This window comes from Gordonia bronchialis DSM 43247 (assembly GCF_000024785.1).
Taxonomy (GTDB): domain Bacteria; phylum Actinomycetota; class Actinomycetes; order Mycobacteriales; family Mycobacteriaceae; genus Gordonia; species Gordonia bronchialis.
This window is the reverse complement of the sequence record NC_013441.1, coordinates 3,683,324-3,696,567: the sequence shown is the minus strand read 5'-3', so window position 1 is coordinate 3,696,567 and position 13,244 is coordinate 3,683,324. Positions and strand designations below refer to the sequence as shown.

The 13,244-nt window shown below is 67.5% G+C and carries 14 protein-coding genes and 1 pseudogene; 6 read left to right on the top strand and 9 right to left on the bottom strand.

Annotation, left to right across the window (positions count from 1 at the left end; all coding sequences use genetic code 11):
* Nucleotides 1-15 precede the first annotated feature (15 nt).
* Genes GBRO_RS17320 through GBRO_RS17285 form a run of 8 tightly spaced genes read right to left on the bottom strand, consistent with a single transcriptional unit; the run spans nucleotide 16 to nucleotide 7,443 of the window.
* Nucleotides 16-351, bottom strand: coding sequence for a 4Fe-4S dicluster domain-containing protein (locus tag GBRO_RS17320; protein ID WP_012835188.1), 336 nt, complete (start codon nucleotides 349-351; stop codon nucleotides 16-18).
* Nucleotides 348-1,970, bottom strand: coding sequence for an FAD-dependent oxidoreductase (locus GBRO_RS17315; RefSeq protein ID WP_012835187.1), 1,623 nt, complete (start codon nucleotides 1,968-1,970; stop codon nucleotides 348-350). Before GBRO_RS17315 ends, GBRO_RS17320 begins: the two co-directional genes overlap by 4 nt.
* The gene (locus GBRO_RS17310; protein WP_012835186.1) at nucleotides 1,967-2,719 is read right to left on the bottom strand and encodes an ABC transporter ATP-binding protein; all 753 of its coding nucleotides are present in this window, start codon (nucleotides 2,717-2,719) and stop codon (nucleotides 1,967-1,969) included. Before GBRO_RS17310 ends, GBRO_RS17315 begins: the two co-directional genes overlap by 4 nt.
* Entirely contained in the window at nucleotides 2,719-3,594 is an 876-nt protein-coding gene (locus tag GBRO_RS17305) for an ABC transporter permease (RefSeq protein WP_012835185.1), read from the bottom strand. The genes GBRO_RS17310 and GBRO_RS17305 overlap by 1 nt, the downstream gene beginning before the upstream one ends.
* A 1-nt stretch (nucleotide 3,595) precedes the next feature.
* Complete coding sequence (locus GBRO_RS17300) at nucleotides 3,596-4,765, bottom strand: LLM class flavin-dependent oxidoreductase (protein WP_012835184.1); 1,170 nt, start codon at nucleotides 4,763-4,765, stop codon at nucleotides 3,596-3,598.
* 38 nt (nucleotides 4,766-4,803) lie between these two features.
* On the bottom strand, nucleotides 4,804-5,565 hold the full coding sequence (locus GBRO_RS24780) for a Clp protease N-terminal domain-containing protein (RefSeq protein WP_012835183.1): 762 nt from the start codon (nucleotides 5,563-5,565) through the stop codon (nucleotides 4,804-4,806).
* Between the two features lie 37 nt (nucleotides 5,566-5,602).
* Entirely contained in the window at nucleotides 5,603-6,289 is a 687-nt protein-coding gene (locus GBRO_RS17290) for a response regulator transcription factor (protein WP_012835182.1), read from the bottom strand.
* The gene (locus GBRO_RS17285) at nucleotides 6,286-7,443 is read right to left on the bottom strand and encodes a sensor histidine kinase (protein WP_012835181.1); all 1,158 of its coding nucleotides are present in this window, start codon (nucleotides 7,441-7,443) and stop codon (nucleotides 6,286-6,288) included. Before GBRO_RS17285 ends, GBRO_RS17290 begins: the two co-directional genes overlap by 4 nt.
* 160 nt (nucleotides 7,444-7,603) lie before the next feature.
* On the opposite strand from GBRO_RS17285, the gene GBRO_RS17280 reads away from it, so the two are divergent.
* Together GBRO_RS17280 and GBRO_RS17275 are read left to right on the top strand one after the other, a co-directional pair.
* Nucleotides 7,604-8,179, top strand: a complete 576-nt coding sequence (locus GBRO_RS17280; RefSeq protein WP_012835180.1) for a universal stress protein — start codon at nucleotides 7,604-7,606, stop codon at nucleotides 8,177-8,179.
* A 52-nt stretch (nucleotides 8,180-8,231) separates the two neighbouring features.
* Entirely contained in the window at nucleotides 8,232-8,840 is a 609-nt protein-coding gene (locus GBRO_RS17275) for an MSMEG_1061 family FMN-dependent PPOX-type flavoprotein (protein WP_041920640.1), read from the top strand.
* 105 nt (nucleotides 8,841-8,945) lie between these two features.
* Here GBRO_RS17275 and GBRO_RS17270 read toward each other — a convergent pair whose 3' ends face one another.
* A complete protein-coding gene (locus GBRO_RS17270) occupies nucleotides 8,946-9,857 on the bottom strand; it encodes an alpha/beta hydrolase (protein ID WP_012835178.1) in 912 nt (303 codons plus the stop codon).
* 73 nt (nucleotides 9,858-9,930) lie between these two features.
* On the opposite strand from GBRO_RS17270, the gene GBRO_RS17265 reads away from it, so the two are divergent.
* From GBRO_RS17265 to GBRO_RS17250, 4 genes and pseudogenes are all read left to right on the top strand, one after another.
* The gene (locus GBRO_RS17265) at nucleotides 9,931-10,419 is read left to right on the top strand and encodes a MarR family winged helix-turn-helix transcriptional regulator (protein WP_223374794.1); all 489 of its coding nucleotides are present in this window, start codon (nucleotides 9,931-9,933) and stop codon (nucleotides 10,417-10,419) included.
* Nucleotides 10,420-10,452: 33 nt separating this feature from the next.
* Nucleotides 10,453-10,704 (top strand): DUF2630 family protein, encoded by a 252-nt coding sequence (locus tag GBRO_RS17260; RefSeq protein WP_012835176.1) that lies wholly within the window; start codon nucleotides 10,453-10,455, stop codon nucleotides 10,702-10,704.
* Between the two features lie 130 nt (nucleotides 10,705-10,834).
* Nucleotides 10,835-12,726 (top strand): annotated as a pseudogene (locus tag GBRO_RS17255) (propionyl-CoA synthetase).
* 4 nt (nucleotides 12,727-12,730) lie between these two features.
* The gene (locus tag GBRO_RS17250) at nucleotides 12,731-13,237 is read left to right on the top strand and encodes a DUF6790 family protein (RefSeq protein ID WP_012835175.1); all 507 of its coding nucleotides are present in this window, start codon (nucleotides 12,731-12,733) and stop codon (nucleotides 13,235-13,237) included.
* Nucleotides 13,238-13,244 lie beyond the last annotated feature (7 nt).

The window sequence follows — 13,244 nt, the reverse complement described above, 5'->3', positions numbered from 1 at the left end:
GGTGGTGTCAGACGATCAGCGCACGCGTGGTGGCGGATCACCGTGGGGGATCTCGGGCCCGACGGCGACGAGCGAGCCCGGTCTGCGGCCCTTGCCCCAGCCGAGGCGTTCGCGGTAGCTGCCGACGAGATGCTCCGGTGGACTGAAGGATTCGTCGGCGGGGGCGGAATCAGGGCTCACGTACAGTGCGTCGGTGGGGCAGTAGGCCTCGCACATGAAGCAGGTCTGGCAGTCCGACTGTCGCGCGATGACCGGTATGCCATCGGTACCCTGGTCGAAAACGTTGGTGGGACAAGCCAGCACGCACTTGTCGCACGCGATGCAGGCGTCGGCCAACACGAGTTCGATCATGCGACGGCCCCGACCGCGTCGAACTTCCGCGACCGCGGCAGCGCCCGCGCCCGTCGTACCCATACGTCGTCGAGACCACCGGTGTGGACATGGCCGCGTTGCTCCGGGTCCTGCCCCGGGAAGTCCTCGCGTTTGCTCATCCCGCGGGTTTCGGTGCGGTACAGGGCAGACGAATAGATCCACCGTCCGACCGCGGTGATCGCGGCGACCTCACGCGCACGCAACCGGGTGGCCGCATCTGGTGCGTCGAAGTCGCTCGCGGACAGTTGGTTCCACAGATCATCGAGTCCGGCGAGCGCGCTGCTCATCCGATCGCCGTGCCGCAGATAGTTCTTCTCGAATGGGATCAGGTGCGACTGGGCCTGCGTGAGTGCCTCGGCCGGGCGCCATCCGCCAGAGGCCGGTGCGAGCGCGACGGTCCCGGCTCCTCGGAGGTCGGCCAGTGCCGGCCTCGACGACCGGAGTGCGGCTCGAGCCGCGGCGGCGCCGGCGAAGCTGCCCGACGACATCGCCCACGCCGAATTGTGGCTGCCACCACCGGTGAATCCACCGCAGATGCGTTCGCGGGTCGCCGCGTCGCCGGCTGCGTACAGGCCGGGAACGACGGTGGCGCAATCGAAGTCGACGAGATCGATGCCGCCGGTACCGCGCACGGTGCCTTCGGCCAGCAGGTCCACCTCGAAGCGATCGGTGAACGGATTGATTCCGCGACGATCGAACTGCAGGAAGAAATTCGGCTGGCCGAGCCGCATCTGCGCGGCCACGGTGTCGTCGGCGCGGTCCAACTGGGCATACACCGGCTCGTCGAGCAGTGTCCGAGCGATGACCGACCGGCCCTTGGTGGAACCGGCACCGTCGACCACCCGCCCGTCGGCGTGATAGAAGGTGGCGTACCCGTAGTAGGCGGTCTTGGTCACCGTCGAGCCCTTCGGCACGATCGCATACGCGTTCGCGAACTCCATCCCGGAGAAGTGGGCACCCACCTCGGCGGCCATCAACGCACCGTCACCGGTGTTGACGTTGGTGCCGAGGGCGCGGGACAGGAACGCGCAGCCGCCGGTCGCCAGAACCACTGTGCGCGCGGAGATCCGGAAGTCGCGGCCGGACTGTCGTTGATGTCCGGCGGCTCCGGCAACCCGACCGTCGCGGTCGGTGAGGAGTTGCAGGACGGGGGAGTGGTCGAGGATCGTGACACCACGGCGCTGCACCCAGGCCCGCATCCGGCGCATGTACTCCGGACCCTGCACCCCGGTGCGGATGGCCTCCCCGGTGCGTTTGCTCACCGGGAACGGGTAGCGTCCCTCGGTACCCAGCCGGTGCATGTTGGCGTAGGTCTGATCCAGGACGCGGTCCATCCAATCATGGTCGGCGAGATTCCCGCCCAGGCGTTCCCTGCTCGCTTTCGCCGACGCGCGTGCCTGCGCCTCGGGTGCCACGTACCAGACCCCGGTGCCGGCCGGTGCGGTCGCCCCGGAGGTTCCGCAGTAGCCCTTGTCGACGAGCACCACCTCCGCGCCGTTGTCGCGGGCATTGATGGCCGCCCAGGTGGCGGCCGGCCCACCACCGATGACCAGGACGTCGGTGGACAGGGTGAGCGTGTCTGTGGCCGTGGCGGTCATGGCTTGGCTCCTCGATGTGGTTGGGGTGCTTGGACTCCGAGCGCGCAGAGCAGCTGCTGCCGGAGGGCGACGAAAGCGGGGTCGACCACCGAGCGCGGGCGGGGGAGGTCGATCGGAACGTCCTCGGCGATGTGACGGTCGCGCAGGACGAGAGCACGATCGGCGAGCAGGACGGCCTCCTCGACGTCGTGGGTGACGAGCAGCGTCGCGGGACGGTGGTGCTGCCAGAGCCGCTCGACGAGGCGCTGTGCGTTGCCCCGGGTCAGCGCGTCGAGAGCACCGAACGGTTCGTCGAGCAGCAGCACCCGTGGTTCACGCACCAGCGCGCGGGCGAGCGCGACGCGTTGGGACTCACCGCCGGACAGGGTGGACGGCCAGGCGTCGACCTTGTCACGCAGACCGACCTCGGCGAGCGCATCGGCGGCCGCAGACCTCGCGTCCCGGCCGCGCAGCCCGAGTGCGACGTTGCGCCACACCGGAAGCCACGGCACCAGCCGATGCTCCTGGAAGACAATGGACTTCGACTCGGGTGCGCGGATGTCGCCGGTGAAACCGTCGTCGAGCCCGCCGATCGCGCGCAACAGGGTGCTCTTACCGGAACCGCTGGCGCCGAGAAGTGCGACGAATTCACCGGGCGCGATGGTCAGGTCGACGTCGCGCAGGATCTCGCGGCCGTCGAAGCTGCGCCCGGCGCGCCTGATCTCGACGCTGTTGTTGATCTCGATACCGTGATTGAGTACCCGGGTCATCAGGAACCCTCGAATCCGTTGCGCCACGAGAGGAAATGGCGCTCGAGGAGGCGGACGGCGAGGTCGGTGATCAGGCCGAGAATCGCGTAGATGACCAGCACCAGGAAGATCTGATCGGTGCGCAGATACTCCTTGGCGTCGTTCATGATGAATCCGAGGCCGACGGTGGTGGTCTGCATCTCGGCGACCACGAGCACCAGCCATCCGATACCGAGTGCCTGTCGCAGACCGACCAGGGTCTGGGGGAGCGCGCCGGGCAGGATGATGAAGCGCAACATCTCGATTCGGGTCAGGTCGAGAGACCGGGCGGCCTCGATCAGCTTCTGGTCGACGTTGCGGATGCCGGCGAACACGTTGACGTACATCGGGAAGATCGGTGCGACGATGATGAGCGCGATCTTGAACGTCTCGTCGATGCCGAACCAGATGATGAACACCGGGACGAGAGCCACGGCCGGCATCATGCGCAGCACCTGAATCGGGGCGTTGACGAGGTCTTCGGCGATCCGGATGGTGCCCGCCGCCGCGCCGAGCACCACGCCGATGGTGATCCCGATCGCCAACCCGATGCCCACCCGCCGGGTGGACGCCGCGAGGTGCTGCCAGATCTCCCCGCTGCGAACGAGATCCCAACCGGCGGTGACAACTTCGGTAGGTGCAGGCGTGGTGGGCCCCAGCCATCCACGAGCCCCCAGCTGCCACACCACGATCACCAGTACGAGTCCCACCGACTGACGGACGGCCCGTGCGGTGCGCGCACCGGGGCGCAGCCGGCCGGCGATGCGCCGGGTCCGGCTCACCGGATCGACGACGGCGGGATTCGACGACGGTGCCGGGGCGGAGGTGTCCAGGACTCGGTCGAGTTGCAACGTCATCTCACACCTCGTCCGTTGCGGTGCCGGTGGCCGCGGCCACCAGTTCCGGTGAGCGGGCGGGCGAGGCGCCGATCGCGGCTGCCACTCGCGGCAGTACGTGACGGGCAAAGCGTGCCATCTCGGTCTCCGCGGGCTGGAACTGGAGCATGAACAGTTCGATGCCGAGGTCACCGAACTCCAGGATGCGTTGGGCCACTTGGTCGTAGCTGCCGACGAGACCCGCGGCGGTGCCGCCGTTGGTGCCGATGTGCGGGTACCGCTCGAAGGTGTGGAACATGACGGCCTTCGGGTCGGCATTGGCGACCAGGTTGGCCAGGTCGGCGGCGTCGGCCTCGGTCAGTTTCCAGAAGCGGTCGAGTTCGGCCAGCGCCTGCGCCTCGGTCTCGCGGGCGATCACGAAGGCCGACAGGCCGAAGTCGAGCGGCTGGCGCTCGCGCGGACGGCCCCGCACGTCGGAGATGAGACCCGCGACGACGTCGAGCGGCTGGCCGTTGATGAACCAGGCGTCGGCGCTCGACGCGGCGAGGTCCCGCGCCGGTGCCGACTCGCCGCCGAGGTAGACCCTGGGCGTGTGTGCCGGGTCCGCGGGCCGCAGGACGTAGTCGCTGATGCGGAAGTACCTGCCCTCGTGGCGAACCCGCTCACCCGCGAGCAGGCGGGTAACCACCGAGAGCCACTCCGTTCCGTAGGCGTAACGCTCGTCGTGGTCTGCGAACTCGACCCCGGCCCGTTCCAGTTCCGGCTTGTACCAGGCGTTCACGAGGTTGATCGCGAACCGGCCGCCGGAGATCTCGGCGATCTGTGAGGCCATCTTCGCCAGGAAAACCGGGTGGAAGAGATAGGGCTTGATGGCGGCGATGATCTCGATGCGTTCGGTGACCGCGGCGAGCGCGGCGGCCCCGGTCCACGCCTCGAGGTGGTCGAGATCGTCGCCGTTGGGATTCAGGTTGTGCTGAGCCACCAGAGTGGCGTCGAACCCGAGGCGTTCGGCTTCGATGACATAGCGGCGGTTGAGATCCCACGACGCGTCGAAGGGATCGCCGGGATAGTGGCGGGTGGCGAACGGTCCCCACACCGGGGCCCAGACGCCGAATCGGGGGCGCGACACTCCGGTGGGCCAGGCGATGGCGGACGGCCGGGCGGAGTGTGATCGGGGGGCTGAATCGGTCACGTCCCCATTGAACGCCCGCCTGGGGTTATATCGTGGGGTTATATTCGCTCGGAGTTGAAGTCCGGGTCCGACGAGCGGTCGGCGCAGGCCGTGGAGGACACCCCGACGGCGGTCTCGATGCGGTCGAGGCGCGCGGCCAACGCGGTCAGGGTGACCACGAGGTAGGCGTCCTGGCGGGGTTCGGTCACACGGCTGTACTCGACGGCCCCACGCAGGGCGCCGGACACCTCGGTGGTGAAGATCCTGTCCACGCCCAGCGCGCGTAGCGACTCCCCGGCCGGCGTCGTGTCATCGAGCAGCGCGGCGAGCAGATGCCCGCCGTCGAGCATCGGTGTCTGCATGGTGCGCGCCTCACCCACTGCCTGCTCGACGACTCGCTCCGCATCGGCATCGAGGGCCAACGGCCGCGATCCACGCGCGGGCTGTGTCCTGCCCGGGTCCGCGGCTGTGTCGAGTTCGCCGATGATCGCCTCGCGGGTCACACCGCACTGTTCGATTGTGCGCAGCACGAGACTCTCACCCTCGGTGGCGATTCCGCGCAACAGGTCGGCCGGTGACACCTCGGCCGATCCGCGGGCTCGGGCGGATTCGGCCGCGAGGTCCAGGATCGCGGCCACGTGCAGGCCCACCGGAACATCCTCGGCGTCGACCAACGGCGACGTCGTCGTCCCGACGGCACCCCCGGCGGGTGCCCGTAGCGCTTCGCGCAGCGCCTGCTGGCAGATGCGGGAGATGGGCAGACCGGCCGAACGCACCTCCTCGGCGAGGTCGTCCGGCACATAGATGTTGATTTTCGGCACCCGGGCCCCGATCGTCGGTGAGTGGTTCGCGGACCGGTCAATCGTATTCGGGTAGGACCAGCGAATGGTCAAACGCGTACACGATGGCTGCAGCGCGGTCCCGGAGATCGAGTTTGGTGAAGATGTGGTTGATGTGGCTCTTCACCGTGACCTCGGAGATGCCCAGCCCCGCTGCGATCTCGGCGTTGGTGCGTCCCCGCGCGACCAGCCGCAGAACGTCGGTCTCCCGTTCGGTCAGTTCGTCGGGCGTGGCGATGTCACCGGTCGTGCTGCGCCGGTACCCGGTGAGGACGCGTCCGGTGACCGCGGGGTCGAGGAACGCGCCGTCGCGCACCACCGCACGCACCGCCCAGATCAGTGACTCGGCGGGGGAGTCCTTCAGGATGAAGCCGGCCGCGCCCGCCCGCAGCGCACCCGACAGCAACTTGTCGTCGTCGAAGGTGGTGAGAACCAGCACCGGCGGCGGATCGTTGAGCGCGGCGAGCATCGAGGTGGCGGTGATGCCGTCGACATTGCGCATCCGCAGATCCATCACCACGACGTCCGGGGAGTGCTCGGCGACCGCCGCGGGAACCTCGGAGCCATCGGCACATTCGCCGACGATGTGGAACCCGTCGCGGACGCGGAGGATGCGCCGCAGCCCGGTGCGGATCAGCTCCTGATCGTCGACGAGCAGCACGCGGATGGCCGGTGCGGCTGTCTCGTCGGGCCGGGTCGTGGTCACGCCGTCACCTCCGAAGCATCGGCGCGGGTGGGCAACTCCGCGCGCACCGACCACAGGTCGCCGGTTCGTGAGGCCTCCAGCGTGCCGCCGAGCAGGTGTGCGCGTTGCATCATCCCGGTGATACCGGTTCCGTCCCGGCTCGGGTGCGGGTCGGTGGGACACGGACTCTGCACCTGCACCACGGTGTCGTCCCCGACCGACACGGTGACCGAAGCCCGCTGGGCCGCAGAGTGTTTCACCACGTTGGCCAGCGACTCCTGGGCGATCCGGTACACCGCGGTGCCGACGGTCGCCGACACCCGGCTGACGTCGCCCCGGGCATCGAAACTGACGTCGACCCCGGCCTTTCGGTAGTCGTCGATCAGCGACTGCAGGTCGTCGGCGCCCGGCGTCGGCGCGGGGGAGGACTCGTCGCTGCCGAGCAGGTGCACGATGTTGCGGATCTCCGACATCGCCTGACGTCCCTGGCGTTCCGCATCCCGAAGAGCATCGACCGCGTCGTCGATGTCAGCATCCTGCTCCAGCGCGCGACGCGCACCGGTCACATTGAGCATCGTGATCGACAGTGAGTGGGCGATGATGTCGTGGATCTCGCGGGCGATGCGCCGACGCTCCTGCATCGCGGCATTCTCGGCGCGGGACCGCAGCACACGAGCCCGGTTGTCGGCGAGGCGTTGCTGGATGAGCACCATGTAGCCGAGCAGCCAACCGCACGCGATCGCCGACAGGTAGAAGACCGGTACCTGCAGCCCACCGTAGATCCCGAAGAGCACCACCACAGACATCGACGTGGCACACACGATCAGGCCGGTCCGGAGGGACTGCATCGCCGCCGAGATCGCCGTGATGATCGCCAACTGGACGGGCGCGGCGTCGGTCGGCACCGCGTCCATCAGGAAACACGAGGTGCCGACGATCATCAGGGCGCACGCAGTGGTCTTGGTGGCGATCGTGAAGTCCAGGATCAGGGTCACCACCGCGCAGCCGAGTCCCGCCAGCACCCACCAGGGCCGGTCGAATGGGAAGCGCTGTGCGGCAGCGACGATCGTGACGATGACGCTCGCGGTCAAGATCACCACCGGGTAGAGCGGTGGATAGTCACCGCCGGCGAGTTCAAGGCGATGGCGCAGTTCGCTTGTGAGGCCCGTCACCACTCCAGGATAGGCCGCTGACCGGCACAGACATCAATCCGGCGGTGGACGTTGGCCTCCACCCCAGGGTGGATTCGGGTTCCTTCTGCGGCATGGAGATACGGAGCTGATGCGTCCCTAGCGTTTTCGGTAGGAGATCACCGACGCCAGTCAGGAGCGCATCATGACATTCCGACCACCGCACCACTCTCGCCGCTGGGAGAGCTTCGGCCCCTGGATCAGGCCACCCGGCAACGGCCCGATCATCCTGGGCTGCAACGGTTCCGACGCCTCAACTCAGGCGATCCAAGCGGCCCGCGACTGGGTCACCGGCCTCGATGTGGTGCTGGTGACCGCCACGACCGGCCGACACCGCCTCGGGCATTCCACCGTCATGCACGACGCACTGAAGGCCGACGCCTACCTGCTGACCGATGCCGCCATCACCGACGAGCATCTGAGATCGGCGCGGGAGGCGATGCTCCGCGCCGGCGCGACGTCGGTCCGGGTGGTGACCGACCTCGGCGATCCGGTGACCGTGCTCAGTGGTGTCGCAGCGCGTCTGGGCGCCGAAGTGGTGGTCGTCGGGATGAACCGCCGCCCGAGTTGGCTCGCCCGCGCGCTGCGTCGCCGGATTGACGACGACATCGGGCTCGTTGTCACCGACGGCACCACGCACCTGCGCGCCCGCCGCGGTGCCGGCGCCGTGGCGACCCGGCGGCCGGCGACGATTCCGCAGGTCGGACTGGCCCATCCGTGACGTCGCTGCCGTGTCGGCATGATGGACACGGCGCTTCGGCATGATGGACACCGTGCACATCACCAGCGAAGAGCAGCTACGGGCCATCGTCGGGGACCCGCATGAGACGGTCATCAAGAAGGCGAAGACCCGGCTGCAGGACGTGCATCGCGAATGGCTGGCCGCCACCCCGATGATCTTTGTCGCCACCTCGGACGCCGACGGCCGGGTCGACGTGTCGCCGAAGGGCGACCCGGCGGGCAAGATCGCGCACGTCATCGACGACCGCACCATCGCCATTCCCGAGCGTCCCGGCAACCGACGGGTTGACGGATATCTCAACATCCTGAGCAACCCGCGGGTGGGCACGATCTCGGTGATCCCCGGCCGCGGTGACACGCTGCGGATCAACGGCACCGCCCGCATCGTCGACGACGGCCCCTACTTCGACGACCTGGCCGTGCGTGACCAGCGTCCGATCCTGGCCGTCGAGATCAGCACCGACGAGGTGTACTTCCACTGCGCCAAGGCGTTTCTGCGCTCTGAGCTGTGGAAACCGGACACGTGGCGGCCCGACGCGGTGGCGTCGCTCGCGCAACTCACCAAGCGACTGATGCCCGAGATCGCCGATGAGATCCCCGACGACTACACCGAAGAGTCGTTCCGGCCGCACCTGTACTGAGATCTGGTCCCCCGATCGGGACCGTGGATTCGACGGTCTTTACGGGGATGCGAATTTGTGGGGGTTCTGAGGATGGGGCATCGCTCCGTATGGGATGCCCCACCCTCAGAGACCCCCGAACTTCGCATCGATTGCCGACAGCAGCGCATCGTTCAGTTCGTCAGCGGGCGCGATCGGAAACGAATGGTGGGTGCCGCTCGACATGGTCAGGACGTGCGCCCCGGGTAGCTCGACGGTGATCCGGTTGGCAATGGACGCGGCGTTGTGCGCCTTGCTGCGTGGAGCGAGGATTACCGTCGTCCTGTGGTCGTCCAGGAGGGCGAGTGAGGTGGAATGTGGACGGCGCGGAATGGCGGGTCGTCGTGTCGGGAACGCGGCTGCGGCGCAGGCGAGGGCGAGCGACTCGCGGCCGACGTCTGACGAGGTGAGCTCGCTGGATTCGGTTTCCCACTCGAGGAACCGACGCTGTCGGGTTGGTGTGCCGCCGACCAGCGTGGGTAGTGCGCGAATCAGATATCGAGCTCGCAGACCGGCGAAACACGATGTGGGCTCGAGCAATACGAGCCCATCCACGCGATCGCGATGGCGACTGAGGGCGAAGGCCAGTGCGACCATCGCGCCGTAGGAGTGCGCGACCACGTGCACTTTGTCGAGACCGAGGCCGGTGAGGACGATGGCGAGCCAATCGAGGAGTTCGTCGGTGCTCTGGGGCCGTCGGGATGATGCGACGCTGCGTCCGGCGTCACCCGGGTAGTCCAGCGCGATCGGCCGGTATCCGGCTGCGGCGAGAGCTCCGACGTTCGCGGTGAACACCATCGACGTTGCGCCCCACCCCGGCAGCAGCAGCGCCGCTGTGCCCGTCTCGGGGCCGCAGATGTTTACGCGTGTCAGTCCATACTCGGTGCGGATGTCTACCGACTGAGTGCCAGGCCAGCGCGCGAGCAATGAGTCGTATGCGGTGAAGAACTCCTCGCCACGTGCGCTGGTGACGAAGTCGGCGATATCGTGGTCAGCCACATTCCCTCGATCATCTAATAGCTCGACTATCGAGAGACTAGATCATGAAGGTTGATGATGGAAGACTGTGGGCATGCCATCAAGTCGCGCAGACTCCGGCGACAGTGCGGACGATGCGATGGGGTTGGTTCACGATCTGCGTCGCGTAGTTGTCGCCGTCGAACTCCACGGCGGGGACTTCGCTGCCCGCCACGGGATGCACGCAACCGATGTACGCGCGCTCATCGCACTCCTCGATCGCGAGCGGGCGGGCCAGCAGGCGACGCCGGGATGGCTGGCGGCACACCTCGGCATCAGCAGCGCCTCGGCCACCGCGTTGGTGGACCGCATGGAATCTGCAGGTCTTGTGGAGCGCGCCCGTCACGACACCGATCGGCGGAAGATCACCATCGCGGTGAGTGGCGACGCCCGAGAGCTCGGCTGGTCGTTCTTCGGCCCTCTGATCGATGGGGTCCTGGCCGTCACCAGAGAGTTTTCCGCGGATGAACTCGACACGGTTCGACGGTTCCTCGGCAGCGTCGCTCACGCCGTGGACCGGGCGGCTCCCGGGCAAGAAAGCTGATGCCGACTCGTCGCGCGCGGTTACCGTGGACTCATGGCCGACACCGACAAGTCCATTCACGCCCACATCACCGATCTGATCGCCGAGGAAAAGGACCTGCGCGCCCGGCGCGAGCGCGGCGAGGTCTCCCGCGAGGACGAGACCGCTCGGTTGCAGGATCTTGAGGTGGCGCTCGATCAGTGCTGGGATCTTCTGCGGCAACGGCAGGCCAAACGTGATGCGGGCGCCGACCCGGATGATGCGCAGGTTCGACCGGCCGACGTTGTCGAGAAGTACCGCAACTGACATCGGATCATCTCGGCACGCGGGTCGCGGCGCTCACGAACCAACGCCGTGGCAACGGTCACATCGATAACCTCAGAGCGATACGACGCACCGTGCCGGGTGTGCGGCCAACTGAGGGAGTGAGAAGACGATGGGTCGGTACGCGGACGCATTTGCGCAGGCCAGAGACGATCGGGAGGCATTCTGGCTGGATGCCGCAGAGGGAGTCGACTGGGTTGTCCCGCCGACGATTGCTCTCGACGAGTCGGCCGCGCCGATCTACCGCTGGTTTCCGGGAGCCACTCTGAACACCTGCCACAACGCGCTCGATCGGCACGTCACGGCCGGCAACGGCGACCGGACGGCGTTGATCTGGGATTCGGCGATGGTCGGGCAGGTGAAGCGGTATACGTATGCCGAACTGCTGGACGAGGTCGCGCGGTTCGCCGGGGTCCTCGCCGCCCGCGGTGTGTCGGCCGGCGATCGCGTGGTGATCTACATGCCGATGATCCCGGAGGCGGCGATCGCGATGCTCGCATCGGCGCGGTCCATTCGGTGGTGTTCGGCGGGTTCGCCGCACCCGAACTCGCCACCCGCATCGACGATGCCGAGCCGGTGGCCATCGTCACCGCGTCGGGCGGTGTCGAGCCGGGGCGAACCGTCGAGTACCTGCCGATGGTGGCCCGAGCGATCGAACTGTCGGCGACGCCGCCGAGTACCGTCATCGTCAAGGACCGACCGGAGATCACCGGTGCAGCAGGCGATTACGACGGCTGGTTGGACTGGGACGCGCTGGTCGCCGACGCCGAAGACGTCGACGCGGTGCCGGTGGCCGCCACTGATCCGCTCTACATCCTCTACACCTCGGGAACCACCGGGAAACCCAAGGGAGTCGTCCGCGACAACGGCGGGCATGCGGTGGCGCTGACCTGGTCGATGAGCAACATCTACGGCATCACGGGGGTGGGCTCAGGAAACGGTGAACCGGACGTGTGGTGGACGGCCTCCGACGTGGGGTGGGTCGTCGGGCACTCCTACATCGTGTACGGGCCGCTGCTCGCCGGCGCGACATCGGTGATGTACGAGGGCAAGCCGGTCGGCACCCCCGACGCGGGTGCGTTCTGGCGGGTCATCGGCCAGCACAAGGTGAATGCGCTCTTTACCGCGCCCACCGCCATCCGGGCCATCCGCAAGGCCGATCCGGACGCGGCTGAACTCGCCAACTACGACATCTCTTCGCTGCGAGCACTTTTCGCGGCAGGGGAGCGACTTGACCCGGACACCTTCGCGTGGGCGGGTCAGGTGCTCGGCGTCCCGGTCATCGACCACTGGTGGCAGACCGAGACCGGCTGGGCGATTGCCGCGAATCTTCGTGGCCTGGAACAGATGCCGCTCAAAGCGGGATCGCCGACCGTCCCGGTGCCGGGTTACGACGTGGGCATCGTCGACGCCGAGGGCACGACACTCGGACCCGGTGAAGAGGGCAACATCGTCATCAAGCTGCCGCTGCCACCGGGCACCCTGACCGGACTGTGGAATGACGAAGAACGTTATCGCAGTTCATATCTGACTACCTTCCCGGGCTACTACCTGACCGGCGACTCCGGCTACATCGACGCCGACGGCTACATCTTCGTTCTCGGGCGCTCCGACGACGTCATCAACGTCGCCGGGCACCGATTGTCCACCGGCAGCATCGAAGCCGTGGTGGCGTCGCACCCGGCGGTCGCCGAGTGTGCGGTCATCGGCATCCACGACGACCTGAAGGGGCAGCGCCCCAGCGGGTACGTGGTTCTCAAGGCGGGTGTGGAGATCGAACCCGATGTGCTGCGCGGCGAGCTGGTGGCGATGGTGCGCGACGAGATCGGTGCGGTCGCGACCTTCCGGGATGTGACCGTGGTGCCTGCCCTGCCGAAGACGCGGTCGGGCAAGATCCTGCGAAAGACGATGCGGCAGATCGCCGACCGCGAGGATTACACGGTGCCGTCCACCATCGAGGACCCGGACGTGTTGTCCGCGTTGGCCAAGCAACTCGGGGAGTGACGCGATGGCCGAAGCGGGTTCGGTGTCGTCGCTCGATCGAGTCCTGCGCCTGTCCATCCGGCTGATCCCGTTTGTCGGGATCGCCGGAACCATCGTGTCGACGGCTCTCGACGCGGCCACTCCCGGTGGTGATCTGGGGCGGGATCTACTGGAGAACTCGATCCTCTGGATGATCGGTGTGCAGGGGTGGATGACCGGGTTCGGGCACATGTTCTTCGGTGAGCCGATCGCCGAGTCGATCGGTTGGCCGGCGAAGACGCCCTGGCAGTGGGAGGTCGGGCTGGCCAGCCTCGCGACCGGTGTGCTCGGTGTGATGGCGTCGGGCTTCGGCACGCAGTTCTGGCTCGCCACCATCATCGCCTTCGCCGTGTTCTACCTCGGCGCCGCGATCGGGCATGTACGAGAGATGATCGTGCACAAGAACTTCGCACCGGGCAACGCGGGGCCGATCTTCTTCTTCGACGTGGTGGTGCCCGTTTACCTGATCATCCTGTACTTCGTCGTCACTTGACGTATAG

What these genes read in the sequence shown, in the direction of transcription:
- GBRO_RS17320 (WP_012835188.1), bottom strand. Translation starts at nt 351, where the DNA reads ATGATCGAACTCGTGTTGGCCGACGCCTGCATCGCGTGCGACAAGTGC.
- GBRO_RS17315 (WP_012835187.1), bottom strand. Translation starts at nt 1,970, where the DNA reads ATGACCGCCACGGCCACAGACACGCTCACCCTGTCCACCGACGTCCTG.
- GBRO_RS17310 (WP_012835186.1), bottom strand. Translation starts at nt 2,719, where the DNA reads ATGACCCGGGTACTCAATCACGGTATCGAGATCAACAACAGCGTCGAG.
- GBRO_RS17305 (WP_012835185.1), bottom strand. Translation starts at nt 3,594, where the DNA reads ATGACGTTGCAACTCGACCGAGTCCTGGACACCTCCGCCCCGGCACCG.
- GBRO_RS17280 (WP_012835180.1), top strand. Translation starts at nt 7,604, where the DNA reads ATGACATTCCGACCACCGCACCACTCTCGCCGCTGGGAGAGCTTCGGC.
- GBRO_RS17265 (WP_223374794.1), top strand. Translation starts at nt 9,931, where the DNA reads ATGCCATCAAGTCGCGCAGACTCCGGCGACAGTGCGGACGATGCGATG.
- GBRO_RS17260 (WP_012835176.1), top strand. Translation starts at nt 10,453, where the DNA reads ATGGCCGACACCGACAAGTCCATTCACGCCCACATCACCGATCTGATC.
- GBRO_RS17250 (WP_012835175.1), top strand. Translation starts at nt 12,731, where the DNA reads ATGGCCGAAGCGGGTTCGGTGTCGTCGCTCGATCGAGTCCTGCGCCTG.